Raw genomic sequence first — 26,759 nt, 5'->3', positions numbered from 1 at the left:
GCAGCATCACCAAGCGCAGGCCCTTTTCGTGCACAGCCTAAGGCGCAGCATTGCGACTGCGAGGCGTAGTGGCGTGGGCCGGCCGCTCTTCGCGTTCGCTGATGAACCTCACCGGCTTCGAACCATCGGCATTGAGCTGCAGGATGCGCTTGGGTCGGCCCTGTTCGTCGAAGAACACCTGGCCGAGGCCGGCGCCGTTCCACAGGCGCTCGCCAGCGCGGCTGCGGTCGGGGATCAGCGGGGTGACGCGCATGCGCCGGCGTTTGGTCAGCCAGTTGAGCGGTGACCAGGGCGCGTAGAGCCAGCGGTTGAGGCGGTCGAACCAGTCCAGCAGCTCGGCCGGGAATTCGTTCTTGATGCCGCTGCTGGTGATTTGCCAGATGGTCGGGCTGGCGCGGCGATGGCGGATGTTCACGCGGTAGACGAAGGAGTAGTGCACGTCGCCGGAGAGAATGACGAAGTCCCCCGGCGTACGCGAGTGGCGGAAGATGTTCAGCATCACGCTGGCCGCGCCGCGATGGGCCATCCAGTTTTCCGCATCGACCATCAGCGGGTGGCCGGCATAGGTGAACAGTTTCTGGATACCTTCGATCAGCTTCACGCCGAACATCGGCGCGGGCGAGACGATGATGCAGCTGGGGTGATCGAGCAGTGCCTGCTGGAAGTCGCACAGCGCCTCCCAGTCCATCAGCCCCGAGGGTTTCGACAGATGCCCTTCGCTGCGCCAGCGACGCGTGCGCGTGTCCAGCACCAGCAGCGCGGGCGTGGTCGGCAGCACGTAGTGCCATTGCTCGAAATGCAGCAACTGGTCGATCAGCGCGTCCTGCGCTGCGGCCCGCAGATGCTCGTTCTGCCGCTGCTGCAGCAGGTCAGCAAAGGCCTGCAGCGGCTCATCGAATACATCGGGATTGTTGCCCCAGCCCTGGCACAGCAGGTAGGCAAGCAGGGCGTTGCCGATGATGCGTTTGGAGAACGGATGGCCGTAGGCGGTCTGCTCCCAGCGCGCGGAGAGGTTCCAGTCATCGGTGACGTCGTGGTCGTCGAAGATCATCAGCGTCGGCAGGTGGGCGAACACCCGGGCAGCCTGGCCGAGGCTCTGGCGGAAGGCATCGATGCGCTCGCGCTCACGGGCATAACGCTGCTGCTGCTCTGCGCTCAGCGGCGGCGGCTGTTCGCTGATCAGCGTCCAGGGCACTGGCGACCAGACCAGCAGGTACATGGCGATCATCTCGGCGAAGGTCACCAGATGGTTGTCGGCGCTGCTGCTGGTGAAGACGGGTTTTTCCACACCGCCGAAGAACCTGTCGCGCAGGGTCTGGTTGCTCTTCACCGCCGGCAGCAGGTCGGCGCGCTGGTAATAACCCACCGGGTTGGCGTAGAGCGCCTGGCTGTCTTCGACCACGGCGCCTTGGAGAAACTCGTCGAACAGGCCGAGGCGGGCGATCAATTGGTGGATGGCGCAGAGCAGCGGCCCGGCGACGTCATCGACGTAGACCTGATCGCCACTCATCAGTAGCAGCGCCGGGCGTTGCCTGGCGTCGTGAGGCTCGGCCAGCAGGCGGTCGGCGCAGAGCAGGCCATCAGTCGCGGCGTGGTGCGGTTTGCGGCAGGAACCATGGAGCAGGTGATCGACCCGCGCGCGCAGGACGAAATCAGCGTGCTCAACGCCGTCGTAGAGCAGGTGCGGCGCCCAGTCGCGCATGCCTTTCGCACCTGCGCTGTCGATGATCTGCAGGTCGTAGGCGATGCGTTGGTCTTGTGGCAGTGCCTGTTCGAGCGGCAGGTCGATCAGGTGCAGCACGGCGTGCCGGCCCAGCGGCAGTTGCTGGCAGTGTTCGTCCAGCGCATGCGTCTGCTGCGCCTGGCCCTCGGGTTGCAGCCACAGTTGCAGGCTCAGTTCGCGGCTGGCCACCAGCCACAGCACCAGGCGGCCGGGCTCCAGGCGGCGCAGCAGCGGGCCGGCGAGCACATCGGGCAGCGGAGCGGGGGCATTGTCTGGCATCGATACGGTTCTTTTGGCGAAAAACACGACAGGGCTTGGACAGTGGCAGGAGGCCAGCGGTTCAGGTGGCCAGGCGGCGCAGGTGCGCGAAGTCGAGAATCTCGATCTCGCCATAGGTGAGTTGCACCACGCCCTGCGCCTGCAGTTCCTTAAGAATCTGGTTGGTGGTCTGGCGTGACAGCGAGAGCATCAGCGCCAGCTGCTCCTGGGCCAGGTGCAGCACGCGGCGCGGCTCGCTCTCGCCGTAGTTCTCGGCGATCAACAGCAGACGCCGAGCCAGGCGGGGTGCGGCCGGTAGCAGGCTCATGTCTTCCAGGGCGATAAAGGCCAGACGCAGCTTGTGGCTCATTAGCAGGGCGAAGTCGCGCCAGTGCTGCGGCTCGCGTTCGAGCAGGGCGAGCAGTCCGGCCTGCGGCAACAGCAGCAGGGTGCTGGCGCTGTCGGCGAAGGCATCGTGGGTGCGCGGCAGGCCATCGAACAGGGAAATCTCGCCGAACCAGTAGGGCGGCTCGACCAGTGTCAGCAGCGCTTCCTTGCCGGTTTCGCTGACCGCACCGACGCGCATCGCGCCTTCGACCACCGCATACAGCCCGCTGGGTTTGTCGCCACGGCGAAACAGCCGCTGGCCGGCATCCAGACGCTGCACCTGGGCCATGTCCAGCAAGGTATGACGCAGCGCCTGGGGCAGCGCAGCGAACCAGTGACCCTGGCTCAGTTGGCCAAGGTAGTGACGCGGATCGGGCATTACGACTCCTGTAGGGTGTGGCCGCAGCGGCCATTGTCGGCTAGCCGACAGTACGACGGCGTTGGGCGAGGCGATCATGCTCAGGCCCGTTTCACACCTGAGGACGATAACAATGAAAACCCTCGTCGATCACCTGGCGCAGTATGCCGCCTACCACCGCGACCGGCGCAATATCGCCAGCCATTTCATCGGCATCCCGATGATCGTGCTGGCCGTCGCCGTGCTGCTGTCGCGGCCAGGTTTCCATCTCGCTGGCCTGTGGCTGGCGCCTGCCACGCTGGTGGCGCTGGCGTCGGCATGGTTCTATCTGCGTCTGGATACCCGCTTCGGCCTGCTCATGGCCGTACTGCTGGGGCTGTGCCTGTGGGCCGGTGCCAGCCTGGCGGTCGCTTCCACTGCCCTGTGGTTGACGGCAGGCATTGGTCTGTTCGTGGTCGGCTGGGTCATCCAGTTCGTTGGCCATTACTACGAAGGGCGCAAGCCGGCGTTCGTCGATGACGTCATGGGGCTGGTCGTTGGTCCGCTGTTCGTGGCCGCTGAATTGGCTTTCCTGCTCGGCCTGCGCAAGGAAGTCGAACATGCCGTGGTGGAGATCGCCGGCCCGACCTGCATCCGCGAGAAGAAGGCGCTGGCCTGAGCCGGTCAGTTAAACGTAGATACGGAGCGCATGTAGGAGCCAGCTTGCTGGCGATCCGGCGGCGTGATGATCATCATCCCTGCTGACGAAAAGCATCGCCAGCAAGCCGGCTCCTACGATTGCTCTGCACGGTCGCGGGGCTAGAACATTTCCATCCACTGCGCCGTCATCGAGCGTGCGTGACGATCCACGGTAATGGGCGCAAAGGGGCGGCCGGAGACGCTCTGCAGGGTGTTGCTCTGGCTGTTCATGTCGGCCAGCGCCGCACGCAGGTAACTCCAGCGTGTCTGTAGCTTGCTCACCTGTGGGTCGGATTGGTCCTTGAGTGCCTGCAGTTCACTGTCGATGGCCGGCAGCAGCAGGCGTTCGTCCTGGCCGAGGTAGGTGTCGGGCTGCTCGCGGGCGATCTCGAAGGTGCCCAGGTAGGAGCGGCTGAGGTATTGCACGCTGAGGTATTCGATCTTCGCCGCCAGCTCGCTCTGGCCTTCGGCGCCCGGTAGTGCGCGAGCCGTGCTGAGGAAGTCGCGCAGGGCGCGGCTGAGGTCTTCGGGAAAGCGCCAGGGTACGTTCTCGTCACTGGGGCCATAGGAAACACCGTTGCGCAATTGGGTAACGAGGGCCTGATGGGCGCTGGTGAGTTCGGCGCTGCCCTGTGGCAGGCTCTGCATGGCGCCGGCCAGAGCGGCCAGGTCGGCTTCCAGGCGCTGCTGATGGGTCTTCTGGAACCCTTCGCCACGTAACAGCATGAGGCTGCTGGTGGCGCGGCTGGCGTGTATCTGAATTTGTTCCTGCGGGCTGACGGCCTCGGCGAAGGCCATTGGCGAGAGCCCGACGAAGAGTCCGAGCGACCAGAAAAAAGCATGGCGCAACAGTGCTTTACAACGCATCCGGGGTGCTCCTTGTTATTGTTTTGAGCAGGTATGCAGTGGGCAGCGTCAATGACGCAGCGCCAAGACTACTGCGTGACGCGCTGCAGAGCATGACCCGAAAGAGTGATTTCGTCGGAAATCGCTACCGTTCATGGGCTTTTCGTCAGTTTGTGCGGGCGCTCGATGCTGTTGGTATCAGCGCTGGGTGGTGCTGCAAAGGGCAGATGCGCTGAGGCGGGGGCGGCGTGCACAGGCGAGCGATGCGGCTGCCAGCCAGCCGCTGGCAGCCACACGTGAGGGGCGCCCGGAGCGTGTTCGGCTCCGGGCCGCGAGCGATCAGCCGGCCGGATTGCTCACCGGCTTGCCACCCTTGGGCTTGAAATACAGGGTGGTACCGCGGACGAGGTTGTCCAGGCTGACGTGATCCTTGGCCACCTCGGCCTCGATCAGCTCGTCCTGGCCCTCGACCTTCAGCGTAATGCGGGTGATGGCGCCGAGCGGGCGGATGTCGCGCACCTCGCCGGCCTTGTGCTCCGGGCTCGGCTCGCTGGCCAGGTCGACCTCGTGCGGGCGGAACAGCACGTGATGATCGTTGCCCACATACAGGCGATTGGCATCACCGAGGAAGTGGTAGACGAAATCGCTGGCCGGATTCTCGTAAACCTCGGCCGGCGTGCCGATCTGCTCGATCACGCCCTTGTTCATCACCACGATGCGGTCGGCCACTTCCATGGCTTCTTCCTGGTCGTGGGTGACGAATACGCTGGTCAGGTGCACGTCCTCGTGCAGGCGCGCCAGCCAGCGGCGCAGCTCCTTGCGCACCTTGGCATCCAGCGCGCCGAAGGGTTCGTCGAGCAGCAGTACGCGTGGCTCCACGGCCAGGGCGCGGGCCAGGGCGATACGCTGGCGCTGACCGCCGGAGAGCTGCTCCGGGTAGCGATCGCCGAGCCAGTCGAGCTGCACCAGGTTGAGCAACTCGTGCACCTTCTGCTGGATCACCTCTTCGCTCGGGCGCTCGCGCTTGGGCTTCATGCGCAGGCCAAAGGCGACGTTGTCGAACACCGTCATATGGCGGAACAGCGCGTAGTGCTGGAACACGAAGCCGACGTTGCGATCACGCACGTCATGGTTGGAGACGTCTTCGCCGTGGAACTCGATGGTGCCGCTGTCCGGGGTTTCCAGGCCGGCGATGATGCGCAGCAGGGTGGTCTTGCCGCAGCCGGACGGGCCGAGCAGGGCGACCAGCTCGCCGCTCTGGATATTCAGGTTGATCTCGTTCAGCGCCTTGAACGCATTGAAGTTCTTGCTGACGTTACGGATTTCGATACTCATGTTTATTCCTCACCCGCACTGGCTTTGCGGCGGTTGATACGGGATTCGCTCCACTGCTTGAGCAGCAGGATGAACAGCGCCAGAAGCAGCAGCAGGCTGGCAACGCTGAAGGCGGCGACGTGATTGTATTCGTTGTAGAGAATCTCGACATGCAGCGGCAGCGTATTGGTGTAGCCGCGGATGTGCCCGGAGACCACCGACACCGCGCCGAACTCGCCCATCGCCCGTGCGGTACAAAGCACCACGCCGTAGATCAGGCCCCATTTGATGTTGGGCAGGGTGACGTGCCAGAACATCTGCCAGCCGTTGGCACCGAGCAGGCGCGCGGCCTCTTCTTCCTGCGTGCCCTGTTCTTGCATCAGCGGGATCAGCTCGCGGGCGACGAAGGGCACGGTGACGAAGATGGTCGCCAGGACGATGCCGGGCAGGGCGAAGATGATCTGGATGTCGTGCTCGCGCAACCAGGGGCCGAAGAAGCCCTGGGCACCGAACAGCAGCACGTAGATCAGACCGGCGATCACCGGCGACACCGAGAACGGCAGGTCGATCAGGGTCACCAGAATGCTCTTGCCGCGAAACTCGTACTTGCTCACGCACCAGGCGGCGGCCACGCCGAACACCAGGTTGAGCGGCACGGCGATGCCCACGGCGAGCAGGGTCAGTTTCAGGGCGCTGATGGCGTCGGGTTCGAGGATCGAAGCGACGAACACGCCGACGCCCTGTTTGAGCGCCTCGGTCGCCACCACGAACAAGGGCAGCAGCAGGAAGAAGGCGAACACCAGCCAGGCCGAAATGATCAGCAGGCGGTGGCCCAGGGCGTTACCGCGGCGCGCGGCATTGTTGGCGGCGCTGGCCGTCAGGGTTGCAGATGACATGCCTGGCTCCTTAAGAACGGCTGATGCGGCGCTGCAGCAGGTTGATCAGCAGCAGCAAGATGAACGACACCACCAGCATCAGCACGCCGATGGCGGTGGCGCCGGCGTAGTTGTACTGGTCCAGCTGCACCATGATCAGCAGCGGCAGGATCTCGGTCTTCATCGGCATGTTGCCGGCGATGAAGATCACCGAGCCGTACTCGCCAACGCCGCGGGCGAAGGCCAGGGCGAAGCCGGTCAGCCAGGCCGGCAGCAGCGCCGGCAGCAGCACGTGGCGCGCCACCTGCAGCGGCTTGGCACCGAGGCAGGCGGCGGCTTCCTCGACCTCGCGCGGGATGTCGGCCAGCACCGGCTGCAGGGTGCGCACGACGAAGGGCAGGGTGACGAAGGTCAGCGCCAGGGTGATGCCCAGCGGGCTGTAGGCGATCTTGAAGCCCAGGGACGTGGCGAACTGGCCGATCAGACCGTTGGGCGCATAAAGCACGGTCAGGGCGATTCCGGCAACGGCTGTGGGCAGGGCGAAGGGCAAGTCGATCATCGCTTCGATGATCTTGCGACCGGGGAAGGTGTAGCGCACCAGCACCCAGGCCAGCAGGGTACCGATCACGCCGTTGATGATGGCCGCGAGAAAGGCGGTGCCGAAGCTCAGCTTCAGGGCGGCCAGCACGCGCGGTGAGGAAATGATGGCCCAGAACTGATCCCAGGTGAGCTGGGCCGCGTGGACGAACATGGCACCCAGGGGAATCAGCACCAACAGGCTGAGGTACACCAGGGTGTAACCCAGCGTCAGCCCGAAGCCGGGTATGACGGGGGAAGTGCGGCGAGACATGCAAGCTCCTTGGTAAGGCGGGTGGAACCCGCCACTGGCTGCGACGATCTGGTGGGCCGTGCACTGGTGCGCACGGCCTAGGCGGCCCCGCGACACCCTACGGGCTAGTGGGCCTGGTAGATCTGGTCGAACACGCCGCCATCGTTGAAGAACTTCGGCTGCGCGCTCTTCCAGCCGTCGAAGTCAGCGTCGATGGTTACCAGCTTGAGCTGCGGGAACTGCTGGGCGAACTCGGCCGCCACCGCCTGATTGCGTGGGCGGTAGAAGTGCTTGGCGGCGATACGCTGGCCTTCCTCGCTGTACAGGTAGTTAAGGTAGGCCTCGGCGACTTTGCGGGTGCCTTTCTTGTCGACGTTCTGATCGACCACGCTCACCGGCGGTTCGGCGAGAATCGACAGCGAAGGCGCGACGATCTCGAAGTTCTCTCCGCCTTCTTCCTTGAGCGCCAGGAAGGCCTCGTTCTCCCAGGCCAGCAGCACGTCACCGATGCCGTTGTTGACGAAGGTGATGGTCGAGCCGCGGGCGCCGGTATCGAGCACCGGGACGTTCTTGTAGAGCTTCTCGGTGAAGGCCTTGGCCTCGGCTTCGCTGCCGTACTTCTGCTCGGCATAGGCCCAGGCAGCGAGGAAGTTCCAGCGTGCACCACCGGAGGTTTTCGGGTTGGGGGTAATCACTTCCACGCCCGGCTTGACCAGGTCATCCCAGTCTTTCAGACCTTTCGGGTTGCCCTTGCGTACCAGAAACACGATGGTCGAGGTGTAGGGGGTGCTGGCGTCCGGCAGACGCTCCTGCCAGTTCTGCGGGATCAGCTTGCCGAGCTTGTACAGCTCATCGATATCGCCGGCCAGGGCCAGGGTCACCACGTCGGCGCGCAGGCCGTCGATCACCGCACGGGCCTGTTTACCCGAGCCACCGTGGGATTGCTGGATGGTCACCGCTTCGTTGCCCTGGGCCTGCCAGTGCTTGTTGAAGGCGGCGTTGAATTCGCTGTACAGCTCACGGGTCGGGTCGTAGGACACGTTGAGCAGGGTTTGCGCGGCGGCCACCGGGCCGGCGACCCCTGTAATAACTAGTGCGCTGGCCAGCGCGGCCAGGGCAAAACGGCGAATGGACATGGTGCAGCTCCTAACTGTGAAGTTCTTGTGTTGGCGTATTGGCGGTCAGGCGGGGCGATTTTTCTCGAGCCCTCTGGTGGTCCAGTCGGGCCGCATCATGTGTCAGTTGTTCTTGGTGCTCGGTTGTTGCAGGCGGATCTTTTCCTTGCGCTCGATCTGCACGACCTGGCCGTTGTGCACGGTGATTTCCACCGAGCCAAACTTCAGGCCGTGCAGGGCGGTCTGGATCTCGCGCAGGATGCTGGCTTCATCCTGGCCTTCGAGGTTTCTCAGCGTCGCGGTCATTTCCAGGCTCCTTGTGAATAGGTCGCCAAGGCGGCGGTATGGAGTACCGATGCTGGCGTGGAGCGGATAGTAGAGAGATGGAAATATTCTTAAAAGTATTGTTTAAGAACATTTATATTCCTTTTAGAAATATAAAAGTGGTCGCCGGAAGCGCATTTATGGAATAAGCAAATAAATTCTTATTCTTTTTGTAATCAGTTCATGCTGCCTAGACTGACGCCATTCGATTCAGGGGGCGCCGTTGTGGCCAGCGAAGCAATCCGTTATCTGATCCTGCCGGGCTGGCAGGGCTCGTCCGCAGAACACTGGCAAAGCCATTGGCAGCGCAGCCTGCCCAACAGCGCGCGGGTCGAGCAGCAGGACTGGCTCAACCCGCAACGCGCGGATTGGGTGGCCGCGCTGAACCAGGCGATTGCCGACGATCCACGCCCGCTTATCCTCATCGCCCACAGCCTGGGTTGCGTGACGGTGGCGCACTGGGCGGCGCAGGCGCCGCTCGAACTGCTGCGCCGTGTACGTGGCGCACTGCTGGTGGCGCCGGCCGATGTCGAGCGGCTGGGCTGCCCTGAACCGCTGCGCAATTTCGCACCGATGCCGCGCGATCTGCTGCCCTTTCCCAGCCTGCTGGTGGGTTCCGACAACGACGCAGCGGCCAGCGCCCTGCGCGCGATGGAGCTGGCGCGGGCCTGGGGTAGCGAGGCGGCGATTCTGAGTGGTGCCGGGCATATCAACGTGAAGTCCGGGCACCGCCACTGGGAGCAGGGCTTCGGCTATCTGTATCGCCTGCAGAGCCGCATTGAGCAGCAGGCGCGGCTGCGCGCCTGATTTTGCACAACTAGGTAGGAGCCAGCTTGCTGGCGATGCTTTTCGTCAGCGGACGCCGGATCGCCGGCAAGCCGGCTCCTACGGTTATGCCATTGCGCTTTCTTCCAGGGTGTCACTCGTGCCGAACACGTCATCTCCACTGACCTTCACCGACGCCGACAAAAGTCCACTGAGCATCCGCGCCAAGGCGCTGGTATTCGTCGATGCGCGTTCGCGCCAGTTGCGCGAGCGTGCCGAAGCCTTGGCGGGCAATGGCCAGCCGTTGCTGATCCTCGGTGAAACCGGCACCGGCAAGGAATTGCTGGCGCGCTATATCCATCGCCACAGTGAGCGCGGCGGCCTGTTCGTGGCAGTGAGCTGCGCGGCGCTCAGCCCACAATGGGGCGAGGCCGAGCTGTTCGGCCATGTTGCAGGCGCCCATGTCGGCGCCGCCAGCAGCCGCGCCGGATGGTTCGGTTCGGCCAATGGCGGCACGCTCTACCTGGATGAGATCGCCGACCTCTCGCGGCCTCTGCAGAGCAAGCTGCTGGCCGCGCTGGAAACCCGCGAGGTGTATCGCGTCGGCGCCAGTCAGGCGCTGCCGGTGGATGTGCGTCTGCTGGCGGCGAGCAGCATCGACCTGGCCCGCGCCGTGGCGGCCGGCACTTTCGACGAGCGCCTGTATGCCTATCTGTACGATGGCCAGTTGCTGTTCCCGGCGCTGCGTCAGCGCGTCGGCGATATTCTGCCGCTGGCCGAATACTTCCTCGGTATCCATGCATCGCGCCTGGGCCTGGGCATTCCGTCGATCAGCCCGGCGGCGCAGGTCGTGCTGGAGGCGCACCACTGGCCGGGCAATACCCGCGAGTTGGAGAACGTCATCCACTTCGCCCTGCTGCTGGCCGGTAACGCCGAAATCGGGCCGGAACATCTGGAGTTGCCCGGGGGCGTTTGATCGCCCCGGATTGCATCCGGACTACGAACCTGCGGCATCTGCGTGTGCTCGGTGCGCGCGGCGCACCCTAGGGCGCGAGCAGCGACACTGACTTGATCTGCGCCCAGAGCGCCTGGCCGACATGAATGCCCAACTGATCGAATGAATAGCGGGTGATGCGTGCCAGCAGGCGCTGCTCACCCAGGCGCAGGGTCAGCAGCATCTGCGCGTCCAGCGCCTGGCAACTGTCCACCTGCACCGGCAGCCGATTGAGCAGGCTGCTGCCCTCAGCGTGCTGCAGGCTGAGGCTGACGTCACGTGCCTTGATCTTCACCCGTACCCGGTGCCCGTCAGGCAGTGCTGTATGGGGTAGGCGCAGCTGGGCTTCGCTGCCGGGCAGGCGCAGATGCAGCAAGTGGTAGGCGGCATCATGGCAGCAGACCTCACCCTCGATCACCGCTTCGGCATCGTCCTCGCTGGCGAAGGGCAGGTCGGGCCGCAGCAGGATGTTCTTGAGCGGGCCGCTGGCACGTACCTGGCCTTCGTCGAGCAGCACCAGGTGATCGGCCAGGCGCGCCACTTCGTCCGGCGCATGGCTGACGTAGAGCACGGGGATGTCCAGCTCCTCGTGCAGGCGCTGCAGATAGGGCAGCACCTCCTGCTTGCGCTTGAGATCGAGCGAGGCCAGCGGCTCGTCCATCAGCAGCAGGCGCGGGCTGGTCACCAGTGCACGGGCGATGCCGACGCGCTGGCGTTCGCCGCCGGACAGCGCCGAGGGCATGCGCTCGAGCAGATGACCGATACCCAGAAGTTCCAATGCCTGATCCAGCGCCACCCTGCGCTGCGCGGCCGGGATGCGTTTCTGCCCGTATTCCAGATTGCCGCGCACGCTCAGGTGCGGGAACAGGTTGGCGTCCTGGAACACGTAGCCGATGGCGCGCTTGTGCGCCGGCAGAAAAAAACCACACGCACTGTCCTGCCAGCGCTCGCCAGCCACCTGCAGATAGCCCTGCTGCGGGCGATCCAGCCCGGCGAAGCAGCGCAGGCAACTGGTCTTGCCCGAGCCGGAATGGCCGAACAGCGCAGTGACGCCGCGCCCGGGCAGGTCGAGGTCGACATCCAGGGTAAAGCCCGCATGCCTGACTAGAAAACGCGCATGAATGCGCCCATCGTCAGCGACGACCGCTGCCGGGCGCTTGCCGAAACCGAACATCACAGCGCCCTCATCTTATGGCTGCGCCCGCTGTACAGCGTGAGCAGAACGATGAAGGAGAACGCCAGCATGCCGCCGGCCAGCCAGTGCGCCTGGGCGTATTCCATGGCTTCGACATGGTTGTAGATCTGTACTGACACCACCTGGGTCTTGCCAGGGATATTGCCGCCGATCATCAGCACCACGCCGAACTCGCCGATGGTATGGGCGAAGCTGAGAATCGCGGCAGTGATGAAGCCGGGCCGCGCCAGCGGCAGCACCACGCTGAAGAAGCTGTCCCAGGGGCTGGCGCGCAGGGTCGCCGCCGCTTCCAGCGGAGCACGGCCAATGGCCTCGAAGGCGTTCTGCAGCGGCTGCACGACGAAAGGCAACGAATAGAAGATCGAACCGATCACCAGGCCGGTGAAGGTAAAGGTGAAGGTACCCAGGCCCAGGCTCTGCGTCAGCTGACCGAAGAAACCATTGGGCCCCATGCTCACTAGCAAGTAGAAACCGATCACCGTCGGCGGCAGCACCAGCGGCAGCGCCACCACCGCGCCGACCGGGCGCTTGAGCCAGGAGTCGGTGCGCGCCAGCCACAGGGCAATCGGCGTGCCGATAATCAGCAGCAGCACGGTGGTCAGCGAGGCCAGCTCCAGGGTCAGGAGGATGGCGTCGAGGTCATTCTTCGACAGCGGCATGGGCGGGTTCCGGCACCTGGCGTCTGGACAAACGTAGCCCGGATGAAATCCGGGGCCTGTTCAGGCAACTGGCCCCGGATTTCATCCGGCTACGGGGATTAGAGTTTATAGCCGAACGACTCGATCACCCTGACGGCTTCCGGGCCTTTCAGATACTCAACCAGTGCCGCCGCTGCCGGGTTGTTCGCGCCCTGCTTGAGCATCACCGCGTCCTGCTTGATCGGGTCGTACATGGTGTCCGGGACGATCCAGGCCGAGCCGCTACTGACCTGGCCGTCCTTATACACCTGCGATAGCGCGACGAAACCCAGCTCGGCATTACCGGTGGAGACGAACTGATGCGCCTGGGTGATGTTCTGGCCCTCGACCAGCTTGGCTTTCACCGCCTCGCTCAGGCCCAGCTTGTCCAGCACCTGCATCGCGGCCAGCCCATAGGGCGCGGCCTTGGGGTTGGCGATCGACAGGTGCCTGAACTGGCCGGCCTTCAGCGCCGCGTCCGTGCCGTCGAGGTAGCTGGCATCGGCTGACCACAGCACCAGGCTGCCGATGGCATAGGTGAAGCGCGAGCCGGGCACGCTCGCGCCCTCGCGCTCCAGCCTGGCCGGCGTTAAGTCGTCGGCGCTGAGGAATACATCGAAGGGCGCGCCGTTATTGATTTGCGCATAGAACTGCCCGGTGGCGCCGAATGAGGCGACCAGCTTGTGCCCGGTGGCTTTCTCGAACGCGGGCGCGATGGCCTGCATCGGTGCGGTGAAGTTGGCGGCTACGGCGACCTTGACCTCATCGGCCGCCACGCCGCCGGTGAACAGCAGGGCGAGGCCGAGCAGGCTGCGTTGCACTGTCTTGATCATGGGAATGTTGCGTACCTGAATCTCGTTGCTCCGGTCTGTGGGGCCGTTGATGAATCACGCAGCCATACTACTTCGTTATATTTTTTTGTATATAGCGACAGGCACGATGCACGCCGGTGACTGGCCAAGCCATCATAGCAGGGCTCAGGCCGGGAGTAGATGGCGTTGTGCGTGCTGCATCAGGCCAAAACCTGACTTGCAAGTCAATGCGACAGAGATCAGCTGCGCCGCCAGACACTGGCCAGCCAGGGCTGCTGATCGCGAGGCAGGCCAGTGGGGCGGTAGTAATGTTCCAGCTCGACGAAACCGGCCGCGGTGAGACGCGCGCGCCAGCGTTCCAGATCGTGATAACTGCCGTAGCGCGGGCCGTTCCAGCCTTCCTGATTCTCGCCACGTGGGTTGGAGCTGAACAGCACGCCGCCGGCCTTGAGTGCCGCATGCAGCTCGCCGAGCACGCGCGGCAGCTCCTGATCGGGCACGTGGAACAGGCTGGCGTTGGCGAAGATGCCGTCGAAATGCCCGGCCGGCAGCTCCAGTTCGAGGAAGCTCTGCTGCCACACCTCGCAGGCGCTGTCGGCACGCGCCATGGCGACGAACTCGGCGCAGCCATCCAGGCCGATGGCTTCGTGGCCGAGGCCGCTGAAGGTGCGTAGGTCGCGCCCCGGCCCGCAGCCGAAATCGAGGATGCGCCAGGGCTTCTCGCCCTCGATATGCCGCAGCAGCGCAGCGATGTTCTGGCTCACGTCATGGTCGCGCGTGCCTTCGCGAAAGTCCTCGGCGCTGCTTTGGTAGTGGGCCAGGGTGAGAGCGCTGATCTGCGCGAGTTCATCGGGGCTGAGCGGCATGGCGGTGTTCCGGCAAAAAGGGCGATTACTCTAATACCTATCGGGCACGGCTACCAAAAACGCTTTTCGTAGGAGCTGCGGCCCGGGGCGAAGCTGTCCGTCCAGCACGGCCCTCGTTCGCGGCGGGGCGCCACTCCTACACCTGCCTCGCGCCACCTCCTGCAGCCATGCAGTCTCAATTGCGGCAGTGCGGTGGCCTGCTTCAAGCGTGTGTCCATCGTCGTCACGCAATGGCGCAACCTGCGCAACAGCCTGTTCGCCGGTTTGCCCAGAGCTGGCGCTTTACCGTAGATTGGCCGGCCCGCCTCGACCGGAGCCGACCGGTCATGCCCCGAGGTTTGCACCGTGTCCGCTGCTGTTCCCGCTTCCGTCTATCGCCTGCCCGGTTTCCTGGCGTTTCTCATCGCTCGCATCGTCGTGGTCTTCGCCGTACAGATCCAGGCCGTTGTGGTGGCCTGGCAGGTCTATGACCTGACCCGCGACCCGCTGTCGCTGGCCTATGTTGGCCTGGCCCAGTTCATCCCCATGCTGGTGCTGCTGATGCCGGCCGGCGACCTGATCGACCGCTACGACCGCAAGCTGATCCTGATGCTCAGCTGGCTGGTCGAGGGGGTGTGCGCGGCAGCGCTGCTGTGGCTGTCGCTGAGCGAGGCGGCGGTCAGTTGGTACTACGCGGTGCTGGTGCTCTACGGCTGTGGCCGCGCCTTCACCGGGCCGGCGTTGTCCAGTCTGCTGCCGCAGATCGTGCCGCGTGAGCGCCTGGCGGCGGCCATTGCCGCCAACAGCATGATCATGCGCGGCGCGACCATTTCCGGCCCGGTGATCGGTGGTGGCCTGTATGCCATCGGCGGTGGCGGGCTGACCTACTCGGTGTGCCTGGCCTGCTTCCTCGCCGGCTGCGTGCTGCTGCTGCGGGTGCCGGTGCGCTATGCCGAGAAAATGCAGGCACTGGAAGCCACTGCCTGGGCGCGCTTCACCGCCGGCATCCACTTTATCCGCACGCGCCCGATCATCCTCGGCACCATCTCGCTGGACCTGTTCGCGGTGCTGCTCGGCGGCGTGATCGCACTGCTGCCCATCTATGCCCAGGAAGTGCTGGAAGTTGGCCCGACCGGCCTCGGCCTGCTGCGCAGCGCCATGGCCATCGGCGAGGTATCGGTGGGGCTGTACCTGAGCATGAAACCCTTCAACCGCAATGTCGGCCTGGTGATGTTCGGCGCGGTGGCGTTATTCGGCGTGGCCAATCTGGTGTTCGCCTTGTCCAGTCTGTTCTGGCTGTCGTTCGCCGCGCTGGTGGTGGCCGGTGGTGCGGACATGGTGAGCATGTACATCCGCTCATCCCTGGTGCAGTTCTCCACCCCGGACGCCATGCGTGGTCGGGTCAATGCGGTGAACATGCTGTTCATCGGCTCTTCCAACGAACTCGGCGAATTCCGCGCCGGCACCAGCGCCGCCTGGTTCGGCGTGGTGCCGGCTGCGCTGATCGGCTGCGCCTGCACCCTGACCGTCACCGGCGGCTGGATGCTCGGCTTCAAGAGCCTGCGCCAGGTGAATCGCTTCGAGGATGCTTCGCCGGCGAAGGTGGGCTAGCGTCTTCGTTTCAAGGCGTAGCCCGGATGAAATCCGGGGGCTTTGTTTGTTCGAGGTATTTGGGTATGACGGGCATGAATCCGATAGTTTCATTCGAATAAAAGCGCTTTTCGTGCAGAGGGTAGCGGTCGCCTGGATTAACTGGTTGACCGATATTTCTGGTTTCGCCCCCTCGGGCGAGTCACTTTTGTCTTGGCAAAAGTAACCAAAACCGCCCGCCCCGCCATCCGGCCCCGGCTTCGCCGGGGTTCGTTCGCTCCATCATCGTTCCAGAGGCACGCGGCGAAGGGCCATCCTTGGCCCATCGCCGCTCTCGCGGCATCCATGCCGCTCAACCTCTTCCACGACGATTCCGCTCACCCTCCTGAAGGGGCTATTCGCGCGTCTGATATATCGGGGTTCTTATCGTAGGGTGCGCTGTGCGCACCGTGCTTTTAATGCTCTGTAGGTCGCAAGGACAGTAAATAAATCTGTCCCCTTTTCACTTGAAACCCATCACCGCAATTGCTCTGGGTATTGCTTTGCTCTAACCAGCCTAGTTGCTGTTCCGACACGTGGCACGGTGGACAAGCTCCGCGTTGTCCACCCTATGCGGCGGGTATTTCTGCGTAGGTTTTCATCCACTGTGGTGCGAGGTTGTCCGGGCTACTTGCTATTCCATCCAACGCGAGGCTGTCCACGCTTCGCGGGCAAAATGCCCTCTCGGTTGTTTTCTTGCGCCAGAGTCGGCAGTTCATACCTTGCCAAACCCACCCACAAATTCTGTTAACAGCGCTGTGGATAACCTTTGCAAAAGCCCTCTGCGCCTAGGGCCTGTTGCCGTTTTACATGGGCAACCATAGGAAGGCGCAGGCCATGGCCACCACGCTCTCGTAATTTCTCTTGAGCTTGTCGAATCGAGAGGCCACCGCCCGGTAGTGCTTCAGCCGGGCGAAAGCGTTTTCCACCAGGTGGCGATTGCGGTACAGACCTCTGTCCAGATTCGCGTTGCCTTTCACAGAGTTACGCTTCCTCGGGATCACGGCCTTGGCCCCTTGTCGCTCAACTTGCTCTCGGATTCTCTCGCTGTCATAGCCCTTATCCGCAACGATGGTTTCTGCCGCTGGGAGCTTGGAAATCAATGCGGGTGCCTGAGTGCAGTCATTGATTTGGCCTCCCGTGATTTCAAACTCGATGGGCAAGCCATGGGCGTCCACCGCCAGATGAATCTTGCTGGTATTGCCGGCTCGGCTTTTCCCTATAGCTTCATCGTTTGCGCTGGCAGCACCTGCGCTGTGCTGGTGAGCCTTGGCATAGCTGCCATCAATGAACACCCACTCCATGTCGGGCTCCTCCACCAGCATCTTGAAGACCTTGAACCATTTGCCGGCAGCAGACCATGCGTTGAAGCGTTTGTAGACCTTATTCCAGTTACCAAACTCCTTGGGCAGGTCTCTCCAGGGACATCCCGTGCGCATGCGGCACAGCATGCCCTCCACGGTCATTCGTAGATCACGCTTGTTGTAGATGGCCTTGTGCAGGAGAATTTCCCGCAGCTTCGACCAATGCTCGTCGTTGAGTAGTAATCGGGGCATTGCAAGCTCGTATCGATGTCGGGTCAGAGCTTCAACGATACGAGCTTGCTCTTATAAATCAATTGGTTAGCGCGAAACGGCAACAGGCCCTAGCATTCAAGCGGGTCTCGGCAGGCCGCTCAGTTTTTGCCCAATGACGCTTTGCTGGCGTTATCGCCGGGCGGAATATCGCTTCTAATCAATCACTTGGCTCATGTTTTCAACAGTAGGGCAAGGTGGGGGCGTGTTGCCGGGTGTCGTGCACAGAATCTGGGGAAAGTGCTGTGGATAAGATGCGGGAAAACTCGGCCGGGCCAGGTAGGGCAAGGGCTGCGTGGGGTTGGTGATTTTTCGTGCGCTGTCGCACGACGGTCACGTTATACGGCTATAGTACCCGGTCGATTTTGTCCACCGATGGAGCCCTTCGATGTCCGAGTCCCCTGAGCGTCCCGCCCCGGTCAGTCTGCTGCAGGCCTTCTGGTTCTGGTTGAAGCTGGGGCTGATCAGTTTCGGTGGGCCGGCCGGGCAAATTTCGATCATGCATCAGGAGTTGGTGGAGAAGCGCCGCTGGTTGTCCGAGCGGCGTTTTCTGCATGCGCTGAACTACTGCATGTTGCTGCCCGGGCCGGAGGCGCAGCAGTTGGCTACCTATATCGGCTGGCTGATGCACCGCACCTGGGGCGGGGTGATCGCCGGGGCGCTGTTCGTGCTGCCGTCGCTGTTGATCCTGATCGTGCTGTCCTGGGTCTATCTGGTGTTCGGCGATGTGCCGCTGGTGGCGGGGATCTTCTATGGCATCAAGCCGGCGGTGACGGCCATCGTGGTGCAGGCGGCCTGGCGCATCGGCGGGCGGGTGTTGAAGAACGTCTGGCTGTGGGCCATTGCAGCAGCGGCTTTCGTCGCCATTTTTGCGTTGCAGTTGCCGTTCCCGCTGATCGTGCTCGGTGCGGCGCTGGTGGGGTATATCGGTGGGCGGCTGGCGCCGCAGCACTTCGCGCTTGGTGCCGGGCATGGCAAGGCGGGCGGGGCGCATGCGCCGGCGCTGATCGATGACGAGACGCGCCTGGCGCATACGCATTTTCGCTCCAGCCGCCTGGCGCTGATCCTGCTGGTCGGCGCGCTGCTCTGGCTGCTGCCGATGGGCCTGCTGACCCTGGCGTTCGGCTGGCAGGGCACGCTGACGCAGATGGGCTGGTTCTTCACCAAGGCAGCGCTGCTTACGTTCGGCGGTGCCTATGCGGTGCTGCCTTACGTGTACCAGGGCGCCATCGACCACTTCGGCTGGCTGACGCCCCGGCAGATGATCGATGGCCTGGCCCTCGGCGAGACCACGCCGGGGCCGTTGATCATGGTGGTGGCCTTCGTTGCCTTCGTCGGCGCCTACGGCCAGCCGGTGTTCGGGGGCGATGCGGCCTTCGTCAGCGGTGCGCTGGCGGCGGTGCTGGTCACCTGGTTCACCTTCCTGCCGTCGTTCCTGTTCATCCTCGCCGGCGGGCCGTTGGTTGAGTCGACCCATGGTCAGTTGAAGTTCACCGCGCCGCTGACCGGCATCACCGCTGCGGTGGTCGGGGTGATCCTCAACCTGGCGCTGTTCTTCGGGTATCACGTGCTCTGGCCGGAGGGCTTTGCCGGGGCGTTCGACTGGGTGTCGGCGCTGATCACCCTCGGTGCGGGCGTGGCGTTGCTGGGTTTCAAGCGAGGGGTGATCGAGACCATTGCCGGGTGCGCTGTCGTTGGGCTGGTGGCGCATCTGTTTTGAGTTGAGTGGTGGGGGTATGCGGTGCATTGCGTGGCGGCGCTGTTGCGCGTCGCCACCCACCCACCAGGCTGGCGGGCTGTGATGGCCGGGCGCGCTGTTTGGCAGGCGCCATGTGCGGGCTTTAGGAGGGTGTGGCGAGTAAATCGAAATATTCTTTAGTTATAAATAAATCGTTATTTATTCCTCTTTAATTTCGTTCCTGAGCATAGTGAGCACCACGCAAGCGACTGCCAAGGAGCACGATCATGACCATCCGCCTGGGCGATATCGCCCCCGACTTCGAACAGGATTCCAGCAAAGGCCGCATTCGTTTCCACGAGTGGCTGGGCGATAGCTGGGGCATCCTTTTCTCCCATACGGCCGATTTCACCCCGGTGTGCACCACCGAACTGGGCTTTACCACCAAGCTCAAGGATGAATTTGCCAAGCGCGGCGTCAAGGCCATCGCCCTGTCCGTCGACCCGGTGGATTCGCACATCAAGTGGATCGACGACATCAACGAGACGCAGAACACTGCGGTCAACTTCCCGATCATCGCCGATGCCGACCGCAAGGTGTCCGACCTCTACGACCTGATCCACCCGAACGCCAACGACACCCTGACCGTGCGTTCGCTGTTCATCATCGACCCGAACAAGAAGGTGCGCCTGACCATCACCTATCCGGCCAGTACCGGGCGCAATTTCCACGAAATCCTGCGCGTGGTCGACTCGCTGCAACTGACCGACAACTACAAGGTCGCCACCCCGGCCAACTGGCAGGACGGTGATGAGGTGGTGATGGTGCCGTCGCTGAATGATGAAGCCGAGATCGCTCAGCGCTTCCCGCAAGGTTATCGCGCGGTGAAACCCTATCTGCGCCTGACCCCGCAGCCGAATCGCTAATGAAACGCTGAAAAAAACCATACCTCGTCACTCCCGCGCAGGCGGGAGTCCATGTACTGCGGGGGCTGGTTTCCCGCCTGCGCGGGAATGACGACTACTTCAGACCATCGCTAAGCATCGATCATGCATGTTGTGTTGCTTGCCGGCAGCCCTGCGGCGCGTTCGCGCACCGAGCTGCTGCTGGATTACTTACGCCAGCGCCTGGAAGCGCAGCAGGTGGAAGTGAGCCTGCTGCGGGTGCGGGATTTTCCCGCCGAAGATCTGCTGCATGCGCGCTTCGACAGCCCGGCTGTCCAGCAGCTGCAGGCCGTGGTGGCCAGCGCTGATGGCCTGCTGGTCGGTACGCCGGTGTACGAAGGCGTCGTTCACTGGCGCCTTGAAGGTGCTGCTGGATCTGCTGACTGAACGCGCCCCTGGCGCACAAGGTGGTTCTACCCCTGGCCAGTGGTGGCAGCCCGGCACATCTGCTGGCGGTGGACTACGCGCTCAAGCCGGTGCTGGCCGCGCTGAAGGCGCAGAAAATGCTCTCCGGCGTGTTCGCCGTGGACAAACAGATTGCCTACCCGGAAGGGGGCAGGCCCGCGCAGATCGACGACGAATTGCGCGAACGCCTCGATGATGCACTGGAACAACTGGGCGCAGCCCTGGCGCGACGGCCGAAGCCGATCGACCCGAACCTATTGAACGACCGGCTGGTAAACGCCCGCTGGAGTATTTGACACGGGCTTTGCCCGACTGTAAGCCCCGTAACACCCGAATGCTGTTCACTTAAGGTTGCACACGTTTGGCTCCCCTCTCCCATTTATTGGGGGCACGCCTAGTGGAGAGGGGCTGGGGGAGAGGGTTGAAAGCGCCGCAAAACTGCCAGTTTCCCCTCTCCTCTCCCCAAAGGGGCGAGGGGACTCATCGTAGGCAGTCGGCGCTTAACTGATCAGCATTAGGGGAGAGAGTGCTTTTATCAGTCGTAGCCCGGATGCAATCCGGGGCGGCTGAAGAATTCCCCGGATTGCATCCGGGCTACATCAGTGAACCATCAGGAGAAACACCATGACCATCAAAGCCATCAACGTGCGTAACCAGTTCAAGGGCAACATCAAGGAAATCGTCATCGGCGACGCGCTGTCGGAAATCGACGTGCAGACCGCTGCCGGCATCGTCACGTCGGTGATCACCTTCGTCAAATCCACCGAGGTGTCCATCGCCAAACTCTGATCGGCGAATGATGGCTCCCTCGCTTCAGCGTGGGAGCCCAAATCTGGGCGCTCTGATGCTGCACCAGCATCTGACGCGGAGCGTCTCAGGATGCATTCCCACGCGGAGCGTGAGGAACGATCAAATAGAATCCGGTTATAAGAAGAAAATAAAAAGATATTTTTCAGCTATATGTTTTTTCTGCAGAATCACGCCATCAAATAGCCTGCCTGCAGGTTCCTCTCGCGATAAGAAGGACGCCATAGATGCTGAAGAAGATCGTTCTGGCCACCGTGGCCAGTGCCACCCTGCTGACTGGCTCGCTGAGCCATGCTGCGGCCGACACGCCATTCCACAACGCCTCCTACGACATTGCCCGCGAACTGTTCGGCGAGATCAACCCGCTGTTCGTCGAGCACTGGAAGCAGCAGAGCGGCAAGGAAGTGAAGATCATCCAGTCTTTCGCCGGCAGCTCTCGTCAGGCGCAGGACATCATCCAGGGCAAGAAGGTCGACGTGGTCACCTTCAACCAGGTTTCCGACGTGGACATCCTGGCCAAACGTGGCTTGCTGCGTGAAGACTGGGCCAAGCAGTTCCCCAACAACGCCTCGCCTTACTACAGCACCACCGCCTTTCTGGTGCGCGAAGGTAACCCGAAGAACATCAAGAGCTGGGATGACCTGATTCGCGACGACGTGAAACTGGTATTCCCCAACCCCAAGACCTCCGGCAACGCCCGCTACAGCTACCTGGGCGCCTGGTTGTTCGCCAACGAGAAATTCAACGGCGACCAGGAGAAGGTCAAGGCCTTCGTCGGCAAGCTGCTGAAGAACGTCGAGAACTTCCCCACCGGCGGCCGTGGTGCCACCGTGGCCTTCGCCCAGAACGGCCAGGGCGACGTGCTGCTGACCTTCGAGTCGGAAGTGATCAACATCGCCAAGGGCGACGAGTTCAAATCCGCCAACCTGGAAATCGTGGTGCCGGAGGTCAGCGTACTGGCCGAGTTCCCGGTGGCCATCGTCGACAAGGTGGCTGACGAGCGCGGTACTCGCGAGCAGGCCAAGGCCTTCCTCGACTTCCAGTACAGCAAGGACATTCAGCAGCTGCTGACCCGCTACAACTACCGCGTGCACCACCCGGAAGTGGTCGAGGCGACCAAGGCGCAGTTCGCCCCGGTACGCCTGATCAACCCGACCGAGGTGCTGGGCAGCTGGGACGAGATCACCGCCAAGCACTTCGACAACGGTGGTATTCTTGACCAGCTTCTCGCAGAGGGTCGCTGACCTGGACGCTGGGCGGGGTAACCCGCTCTGGTGTTGTGCCACGGATCAATTCTCGGTCGGACGGCTTTTCGTAGGGTGCGCCTTGCGCACCCTACGTCAAAGCACCCGAGCACATGTCGATATCTGATCCGTGTTGTGACGCTGAGTACGTATCGTAATGGTCCATGGCCGCCTTATTGGCGGCCAACTGCATTTGTAGAGCCGAGCTTTTTCGTGAGTAAACCAACGCTGTTCTTCCTGCAGACTCCGCTGCTGCCTGGCTTCGGCCTGAGCTTCGGCGTCAGCGTGCTGTACCTGTCGCTGGTGATCCTGCTGCCATTGTCGGCGCTGCTGCTGTACGTCAGTGACATGAGCTGGGCGCAATATTGGTTCGCCATCAGCGATCCGCGCGTGGTGCAGACCTACAAGGTGACCATCTCGGCGGCCTTCTACTCGACCCTGGCGGTACTGGTGATCGGCCTGCTGCTGGCCTGGATCATCACCCGTTACGATTTTCCCGGTCGGCGCATCGTCGATGCGCTGGTCGATCTACCCTTTGCCCTGCCCACCTCGGTGGCCGGCCTGACCCTTGCCACACTTCTCGTGCCTAATGGCTGGATCGGCCAGTGGCTGGGCTTCAAGGTGGCCTACGCCTACGCCGGTATCGTGGTGGCGATGGTGTTCACCAGCATTCCCTTCGTGGTGCGTACCGTGCAGCCGGTGCTGCAGGATCTCGGTTCGGAATACGAAGAGGCCGCGCGCACATTGGGCGCCAGCCGCATGCAGACCTTTCGCAAGGTGATCCTGCCGACCCTGACCCCGGCGCTGGTCACCGGCGGCTCGCAGGCCTTCGTGCGCAGCCTCGGCGAGTTCGGCGCGGTGATCATGATCGCCGGCAACATTCCCTACCAGACGGAAGTCAGCTCGCTGATGATTTTCGTCCGTCTGCAGGAGTTCAACTACCCGGCGGCGGCAGCCATCGCTTCGGTGATTCTGCTCGCGTCGCTGACTCTTCTGTTCCTCCTGCAAGTCGTGCAGGGGCGTCTGTTCGCATGGCAACGGCAAGGTCGATGAAAAAACCTCAGGATTGGCGCCAGTGGGCGCTGGTAGTGCTCGGCCTGATGGTCGTCACGTTGATGTTGCTGGTGCCGCTGGCGCTGATCTTCACCAAGGCGCTGGCCGGCGGGCTGGATCTGCTGTGGAGCAACCTCGGCGAGGACTACATGCTCCACGCCATCGGGTTGACCCTGCTGGTAGCGGCGATCACCGTGCCGCTGAACCTGTGCTTCGGTATCTGCCTGGCCTGGTGCGTGACGCACTACGATTTTCGCGGGCGCAAGCTGCTGACCACGCTGATCGACATTCCCTATGCGGTGTCGCCGGTGGTCGCCGGTCTCTGCTACCTGGTGGTCTACGGCCTGGAGAGTTTCGTCGGGCGCTGGTTCTACGATAACGGCATGCAGCTGATGTTTGCCTGGCCGGGCATTGTCATGGTCACCGTGTTCGTCACCGCGCCCTATGTGGCGCGCATCCTGATTCCGGTGATGCAGGCTCAGGGGCAGGACGAGGAAACCGCCGCCTTGTGCCTGGGCGCCAGTGGCTGGCAGATCTTCCGCCGCATCAGTCTGCCGAAGATCAAGTGGGCGCTGCTGTATGGCGTGGTGGTGACTAACGCCCGTGCGGTCGGTGAGTTTGGTGCGGTGTCGGTGGTGTCCGGTACCATCATCAACCAGACCCTGACGTTGCCGCTGCTGGTCGACCAGCTCAACAACGACTACAAGCCGGCAGCGGCCTTTACCGCCGCCGGGTTGCTGGCGTGCATGGCGCTGCTCACGCTGTTCCTCAAGACCTTCATGGAGTGGCGTCAGCGCCAGCTGATGCAGCGCGCCGAGGCGTAAGCCGAGCGCAGCCCCGTGTGAGCGCACTGCACGGGTTCATCTGGTGTCGGTAGCGGGTGCAAATCGGGCAGATAAGGTCGCTAGGGCGGCTTTGCGCAGCTCTCGTCCCTTTACTGGTGCTGCGCCGCGGGCGCCGCTTCTGCGCAGCGCAGCGTCTGACAGGCATCAGGCCGTGGGCTGGTTTTTTCCGGCCTCGTCGGGCGAGCTGATGTCGGCGCATATAGCGCCTACTGGCTGTGGCCGACCGAAATGGTAGCCCTGGCCATAGTTGCACCCCAGCCCGCGCAGGAAGTCGGCCTGCTCGGGTTGCTCGATACCTTCGGCCAGCACCTTGAGGCCCAGGCTCTTGCCCAGCGCGATCACCGCGCGGGCGATGGCGGCGTCCTCGGGATCATCGGGCAGGCCGCGCACGAAACTCTGATCGAGCTTGAGCTTGTCTACCGGCAGGCGTTTCAACCGCGCCAGGGAGCTGTAGCCGGTGCCGAAGTCGTCAATGGCCAGGCGCACGCCCAGGGCGCGCAGGCTGATGAGCAGTTTCTGCGCTGCATCCGGGTCTCCCATGATGGCGCTCTCGGTGACTTCCAGCTCCAGCTGCTCGGGCGGCAGGCCGGTGGCAGCCAGCACGCCGGCAACTTTCTGGTCCAGCTCGCCTCGGCTGAACAGGCGGCTGGAGACGTTCACCGCGACGAAACTCAGTCCACGACCTTCGGCGTTCCAGCGCACCATCTGGCGGCAGGCCTGCTCCAGTACCCAGGTATCGATGGCGCCGATCATGCCGTTGTCCTCGGCAATCGGGATGAATTCGCCAGGCGCAATCAGCCCACGTTGCGGGTGCTGCCAGCGCACCAGTGCCTCCATGCCCACCTGGCTACCGGCACCCAGGTCATGCAGCGGCTGGTAGTAAACGCGTAGCTCGTCATTGTCCAGGGCATGGCGCAGGCTGCTGGCCAGTTCCACGCGCTGACGGGCGTAGTCGGTCAGCTCCTGCACATAGAAGGCATAGCCTTCGCGGCCGCTGCTCTTGGCCTTGAACAGCGCCGAATCGGCATTGCGCAGGATCTGCTCGACGCTATCCCCATCGTCGGGGAACAGGCTGATGCCGATGCTGGCGCCAATGTAGAGCTCGTGACCGTCGAGGTGAAAGAACGTTTCCAGGCTGCGCAGCAGGCGTTGTGCAAGCTCAGCTGCCTGAGCGGCGTCGGCGCAATTTTCGCTGAGCAGGCCGAACTCGTCGCCGCCCAGCCGGGCCAGCGTGCAGCCACTGGGCAAGTCCTGCTGCAGGCGTTCACCGACGCCCTTGAGCAGCAGGTCGCCGACGTTGTGGCCGAGGCTCTCGTTGATGTGCTTGAAATGGTCCAGGTCGATCAGCAGCACTGCGCCGCGCAGTTCCTCGATCTTGCTGCGCTCCAGTGCATGGGCGACGCGCTCGGTGAACAGCAGGCGATTGGGCAGGTTGCTCAGCGGATCGTGGTGGGCCAGGTAATCCAGCTCACGCTGCGAACGCTTGAGCGCCGTGATGTCGGAGAACACCGCCACGTAATGGCTGACGCGCCCCTGCGCGTCGTGGATGACGCGGATGCATTGCCACTGTGGGTAGATTTCGCCGCTCTTGCGTCGGTTCCACACCTCGCCACTCCAGGCCCCGCGGTTCTGCAGGGCGTGCCACAGGCTCTAGTAGAAGGCGGTGTCATGACGGCCGGATTTGAGCAGGCCGGGGTGCTGACCGAGGATTTCCTCGCTGCTGTAACCGGTGATGCGGCTGAAGGCCGGGTTGACGTGAACGATGCGTTGTTCGGCATCGGTAACCAGTACCCCTTCCTGGGTGGCATCGAACACCGCTGCGGCCTGGCGCATGCTGTCGTCGATGGCGCGTTGCTGGGTGATGTCGCTGGCGATGCCGATGAAGCGCTGTGGTTGGCCGTTTTCGTCACGCAGCAGGCGACCGCGCGAGTGAATCCAGCGATAGCTGCCATCGGCATGGCGCAGGCGATAGATGTTGTCGTAGTGCTGTTCGTTGAACTCGGTGTTGAGCGTATGCAGCGCGCGCTCCATGTCATCCGGATGCAGGCGCGCGGCCCAGTCTTCGCGGGTATCGCCCAGGGTTTGCGGAGTGAGGCCGAGGAGCCTGGCGTAGCTCTCGGAGAAGAATACCTTGCGTCTGGACACGTCCCAATCCCACAGGCCATCGCGCGTGGCATCCAACGCCAGGCGCAGACGCTCCTCGTTACTGGCCAGTTCCAGGCGTGCGCGGCGGTACTGCAGGGCATAGCGGTGCAGCACCAAGTAGAGCAGCGAACTGGTGAGCGCGACGAACAACAGGCCCTTGAGGGATTGCGCGTGCTCCTGCTGCGTCACGGACAGGCCCAGGGCGGTCAACAGATGGTCGCTGAAAAGAATCCACAGAGCGGCGAGCAGGAGGTAGCCCAGGGTCAGACGCAAGGCGGCGATGTCGATACGCATGGGCAGGCGGCAGTGCTCCCTGTAAATGCTGGCCAGTATATATGCTTCACTGCTGAAACATTCTCATCTAAAAGACCACCTGGTTTTCTGGCATGGGTCAGGGATAATGTGATCAGGTTCGTCCTTGCAGGACAAGCCGCGTTCCC

23 protein-coding genes and 2 pseudogenes are annotated in these 26,759 nt (G+C 63.2%); 11 read left to right on the top strand and 14 right to left on the bottom strand.

The features are described 5' to 3' along the window. Positions 1–37 precede the first annotated feature (37 nt). Positions 38–2,002 carry a metallophosphoesterase family protein gene (locus tag N5J71_RS11995; RefSeq protein WP_279916916.1) on the bottom strand — a complete coding sequence of 655 codons (1,965 nt, stop codon included), beginning with the start codon at positions 2,000–2,002 and terminating at the stop codon, positions 38–40. Between the two features lie 61 nt (positions 2,003–2,063). Then, positions 2,064–2,747, bottom strand: coding sequence for a Crp/Fnr family transcriptional regulator (locus N5J71_RS11990; RefSeq protein WP_074859501.1), 684 nt, complete (start codon positions 2,745–2,747; stop codon positions 2,064–2,066). Positions 2,748–2,859: 112 nt separating this feature from the next. Between N5J71_RS11990 and N5J71_RS11985 the strand changes: the two genes are divergently transcribed. After that, positions 2,860–3,384, top strand: coding sequence for an Mpo1 family 2-hydroxy fatty acid dioxygenase (locus N5J71_RS11985; RefSeq protein ID WP_279916915.1), 525 nt, complete (start codon positions 2,860–2,862; stop codon positions 3,382–3,384). Between the two features lie 140 nt (positions 3,385–3,524). Here N5J71_RS11985 and N5J71_RS11980 read toward each other — a convergent pair whose 3' ends face one another. The 6 genes from N5J71_RS11980 to oscA form a co-directional block, all read right to left on the bottom strand. Beyond that, complete coding sequence (locus N5J71_RS11980) at positions 3,525–4,271, bottom strand: hypothetical protein (protein ID WP_003464555.1); 747 nt, start codon at positions 4,269–4,271, stop codon at positions 3,525–3,527. A gap of 318 nt (positions 4,272–4,589) precedes the next feature. Next, positions 4,590–5,585: a sulfate/molybdate ABC transporter ATP-binding protein gene (locus tag N5J71_RS11975; RefSeq protein ID WP_279916914.1), complete on the bottom strand. Its 996-nt coding sequence runs from the start codon at positions 5,583–5,585 to the stop codon at positions 4,590–4,592. Between the two features lie 2 nt (positions 5,586–5,587). Then, complete coding sequence (gene cysW / locus N5J71_RS11970) at positions 5,588–6,460, bottom strand: sulfate ABC transporter permease subunit CysW (protein ID WP_279916913.1); 873 nt, start codon at positions 6,458–6,460, stop codon at positions 5,588–5,590. A 10-nt stretch (positions 6,461–6,470) separates the two neighbouring features. Continuing rightward, positions 6,471–7,289 carry a sulfate ABC transporter permease subunit CysT gene (gene cysT, locus N5J71_RS11965; RefSeq protein ID WP_279916912.1) on the bottom strand — a complete coding sequence of 273 codons (819 nt, stop codon included), beginning with the start codon at positions 7,287–7,289 and terminating at the stop codon, positions 6,471–6,473. Between the two features lie 104 nt (positions 7,290–7,393). Further along, positions 7,394–8,404, bottom strand: a complete 1,011-nt coding sequence (locus N5J71_RS11960) for a sulfate ABC transporter substrate-binding protein (protein ID WP_279916911.1) — start codon at positions 8,402–8,404, stop codon at positions 7,394–7,396. A gap of 102 nt (positions 8,405–8,506) precedes the next feature. Further along, positions 8,507–8,689, bottom strand: a complete 183-nt coding sequence (gene oscA / locus N5J71_RS11955) for a sulfur starvation response protein OscA (protein WP_116620299.1) — start codon at positions 8,687–8,689, stop codon at positions 8,507–8,509. 243 nt (positions 8,690–8,932) lie between these two features. On the opposite strand from oscA, the gene N5J71_RS11950 reads away from it, so the two are divergent. After that, positions 8,933–9,514 (top strand): RBBP9/YdeN family alpha/beta hydrolase, encoded by a 582-nt coding sequence (locus N5J71_RS11950; RefSeq protein WP_279916910.1) that lies wholly within the window; start codon positions 8,933–8,935, stop codon positions 9,512–9,514. A gap of 118 nt (positions 9,515–9,632) precedes the next feature. Further along, positions 9,633–10,448 carry a sigma 54-interacting transcriptional regulator gene (locus tag N5J71_RS11945; RefSeq protein ID WP_424960566.1) on the top strand — a complete coding sequence of 272 codons (816 nt, stop codon included), beginning with the start codon at positions 9,633–9,635 and terminating at the stop codon, positions 10,446–10,448. A 67-nt stretch (positions 10,449–10,515) separates the two neighbouring features. Here the strand turns inward: N5J71_RS11945 and modC are convergent, their stop codons facing one another. The 4 genes from modC to N5J71_RS11925 all read right to left on the bottom strand — a co-directional run bounded on the left by modC (position 10,516) and on the right by N5J71_RS11925 (position 14,016). Next, on the bottom strand, positions 10,516–11,640 hold the full coding sequence (modC, locus tag N5J71_RS11940; protein WP_206407571.1) for a molybdenum ABC transporter ATP-binding protein: 1,125 nt from the start codon (positions 11,638–11,640) through the stop codon (positions 10,516–10,518). After that, positions 11,640–12,320, bottom strand: coding sequence for a molybdate ABC transporter permease subunit (modB, locus tag N5J71_RS11935; RefSeq protein WP_104727137.1), 681 nt, complete (start codon positions 12,318–12,320; stop codon positions 11,640–11,642). Before modB ends, modC begins: the two co-directional genes overlap by 1 nt. 98 nt (positions 12,321–12,418) lie before the next feature. Further along, complete coding sequence (gene modA, locus N5J71_RS11930; RefSeq protein ID WP_279916908.1) at positions 12,419–13,171, bottom strand: molybdate ABC transporter substrate-binding protein; 753 nt, start codon at positions 13,169–13,171, stop codon at positions 12,419–12,421. Between the two features lie 218 nt (positions 13,172–13,389). Beyond that, positions 13,390–14,016: a class I SAM-dependent methyltransferase gene (locus N5J71_RS11925; RefSeq protein WP_125873976.1), complete on the bottom strand. Its 627-nt coding sequence runs from the start codon at positions 14,014–14,016 to the stop codon at positions 13,390–13,392. A gap of 345 nt (positions 14,017–14,361) precedes the next feature. Here N5J71_RS11925 and N5J71_RS11920 point away from each other — a divergent pair, with 345 nt between their 5' ends. Continuing rightward, on the top strand, positions 14,362–15,606 hold the full coding sequence (locus N5J71_RS11920) for an MFS transporter (RefSeq protein WP_147809906.1): 1,245 nt from the start codon (positions 14,362–14,364) through the stop codon (positions 15,604–15,606). A gap of 824 nt (positions 15,607–16,430) precedes the next feature. Here the strand turns inward: N5J71_RS11920 and N5J71_RS11915 are convergent. Beyond that, a complete protein-coding gene (locus N5J71_RS11915) occupies positions 16,431–17,180 on the bottom strand; it encodes an IS5 family transposase (protein WP_279916907.1) in 750 nt (249 codons plus the stop codon). A 406-nt stretch (positions 17,181–17,586) separates the two neighbouring features. Between N5J71_RS11915 and chrA the strand changes: the two genes are divergently transcribed. From chrA to cysW (N5J71_RS11880), 7 genes and pseudogenes are all read left to right on the top strand, one after another. Next, on the top strand, positions 17,587–18,918 hold the full coding sequence (gene chrA, locus N5J71_RS11910) for a chromate efflux transporter (protein WP_279916906.1): 1,332 nt from the start codon (positions 17,587–17,589) through the stop codon (positions 18,916–18,918). A 245-nt stretch (positions 18,919–19,163) separates the two neighbouring features. Continuing rightward, positions 19,164–19,802: a peroxiredoxin gene (locus N5J71_RS11905; RefSeq protein WP_279916905.1), complete on the top strand. Its 639-nt coding sequence runs from the start codon at positions 19,164–19,166 to the stop codon at positions 19,800–19,802. A 123-nt stretch (positions 19,803–19,925) separates the two neighbouring features. Next, positions 19,926–20,521, top strand: a pseudogene (gene ssuE, locus N5J71_RS11900) (NADPH-dependent FMN reductase). Between the two features lie 328 nt (positions 20,522–20,849). Further along, positions 20,850–21,014, top strand: coding sequence for a TOBE domain-containing protein (locus tag N5J71_RS11895; protein WP_411161620.1), 165 nt, complete (start codon positions 20,850–20,852; stop codon positions 21,012–21,014). A 245-nt stretch (positions 21,015–21,259) separates the two neighbouring features. Beyond that, on the top strand, positions 21,260–22,276 hold the full coding sequence (cysP, locus tag N5J71_RS11890) for a thiosulfate ABC transporter substrate-binding protein CysP (protein WP_279531814.1): 1,017 nt from the start codon (positions 21,260–21,262) through the stop codon (positions 22,274–22,276). A gap of 213 nt (positions 22,277–22,489) precedes the next feature. Next, positions 22,490–23,329 (top strand): sulfate ABC transporter permease subunit CysT, encoded by an 840-nt coding sequence (gene cysT / locus N5J71_RS11885; RefSeq protein ID WP_003464417.1) that lies wholly within the window; start codon positions 22,490–22,492, stop codon positions 23,327–23,329. Next, positions 23,326–24,153 carry a sulfate ABC transporter permease subunit CysW gene (cysW, locus tag N5J71_RS11880; RefSeq protein ID WP_039965373.1) on the top strand — a complete coding sequence of 276 codons (828 nt, stop codon included), beginning with the start codon at positions 23,326–23,328 and terminating at the stop codon, positions 24,151–24,153. The genes cysT (N5J71_RS11885) and cysW (N5J71_RS11880) overlap by 4 nt, the downstream gene beginning before the upstream one ends. 165 nt (positions 24,154–24,318) lie before the next feature. Here the strand turns inward: cysW (N5J71_RS11880) and N5J71_RS11875 are convergent. Next, positions 24,319–26,613 (bottom strand): annotated as a pseudogene (locus N5J71_RS11875) (putative bifunctional diguanylate cyclase/phosphodiesterase). Between the last annotated feature and the right edge of the window lie 146 nt (positions 26,614–26,759).

The organism is Ectopseudomonas oleovorans (assembly GCF_029845265.1).
GTDB lineage: Bacteria > Pseudomonadota > Gammaproteobacteria > Pseudomonadales > Pseudomonadaceae > Aquipseudomonas > Aquipseudomonas oleovorans.
The sequence above is the reverse complement of the archived record's forward strand: the minus strand, read 5'-3'. Positions and strand labels throughout refer to the sequence as shown.

Coding starts and splice junctions, on each gene's coding strand:
- cysW (WP_039965373.1), top strand. CDS start 23,326: ATGAAAAAACCTCAGGATTGGCGCCAGTGGGCGCTGGTAGTGCTCGGC.
- oscA (WP_116620299.1), bottom strand. CDS start 8,689: ATGACCGCGACGCTGAGAAACCTCGAAGGCCAGGATGAAGCCAGCATC.
- N5J71_RS11980 (WP_003464555.1), bottom strand. CDS start 4,271: ATGCGTTGTAAAGCACTGTTGCGCCATGCTTTTTTCTGGTCGCTCGGA.
- modB (WP_104727137.1), bottom strand. CDS start 12,320: ATGCCGCTGTCGAAGAATGACCTCGACGCCATCCTCCTGACCCTGGAG.
- modA (WP_279916908.1), bottom strand. CDS start 13,171: ATGATCAAGACAGTGCAACGCAGCCTGCTCGGCCTCGCCCTGCTGTTC.
- cysW (WP_279916913.1), bottom strand. CDS start 6,460: ATGTCATCTGCAACCCTGACGGCCAGCGCCGCCAACAATGCCGCGCGC.
- N5J71_RS11975 (WP_279916914.1), bottom strand. CDS start 5,585: ATGAGTATCGAAATCCGTAACGTCAGCAAGAACTTCAATGCGTTCAAG.
- N5J71_RS11960 (WP_279916911.1), bottom strand. CDS start 8,404: ATGTCCATTCGCCGTTTTGCCCTGGCCGCGCTGGCCAGCGCACTAGTT.
- cysP (WP_279531814.1), top strand. CDS start 21,260: ATGCTGAAGAAGATCGTTCTGGCCACCGTGGCCAGTGCCACCCTGCTG.
- N5J71_RS11905 (WP_279916905.1), top strand. CDS start 19,164: ATGACCATCCGCCTGGGCGATATCGCCCCCGACTTCGAACAGGATTCC.
- N5J71_RS11995 (WP_279916916.1), bottom strand. CDS start 2,002: ATGCCAGACAATGCCCCCGCTCCGCTGCCCGATGTGCTCGCCGGCCCG.
- N5J71_RS11915 (WP_279916907.1), bottom strand. CDS start 17,180: ATGCCCCGATTACTACTCAACGACGAGCATTGGTCGAAGCTGCGGGAA.
- N5J71_RS11925 (WP_125873976.1), bottom strand. CDS start 14,016: ATGCCGCTCAGCCCCGATGAACTCGCGCAGATCAGCGCTCTCACCCTG.
- N5J71_RS11990 (WP_074859501.1), bottom strand. CDS start 2,747: ATGCCCGATCCGCGTCACTACCTTGGCCAACTGAGCCAGGGTCACTGG.
- N5J71_RS11895 (WP_411161620.1), top strand. CDS start 20,850: ATGACCATCAAAGCCATCAACGTGCGTAACCAGTTCAAGGGCAACATC.
- N5J71_RS11985 (WP_279916915.1), top strand. CDS start 2,860: ATGAAAACCCTCGTCGATCACCTGGCGCAGTATGCCGCCTACCACCGC.
- cysT (WP_279916912.1), bottom strand. CDS start 7,289: ATGTCTCGCCGCACTTCCCCCGTCATACCCGGCTTCGGGCTGACGCTG.
- chrA (WP_279916906.1), top strand. CDS start 17,587: ATGTCCGAGTCCCCTGAGCGTCCCGCCCCGGTCAGTCTGCTGCAGGCC.
- modC (WP_206407571.1), bottom strand. CDS start 11,640: ATGTTCGGTTTCGGCAAGCGCCCGGCAGCGGTCGTCGCTGACGATGGG.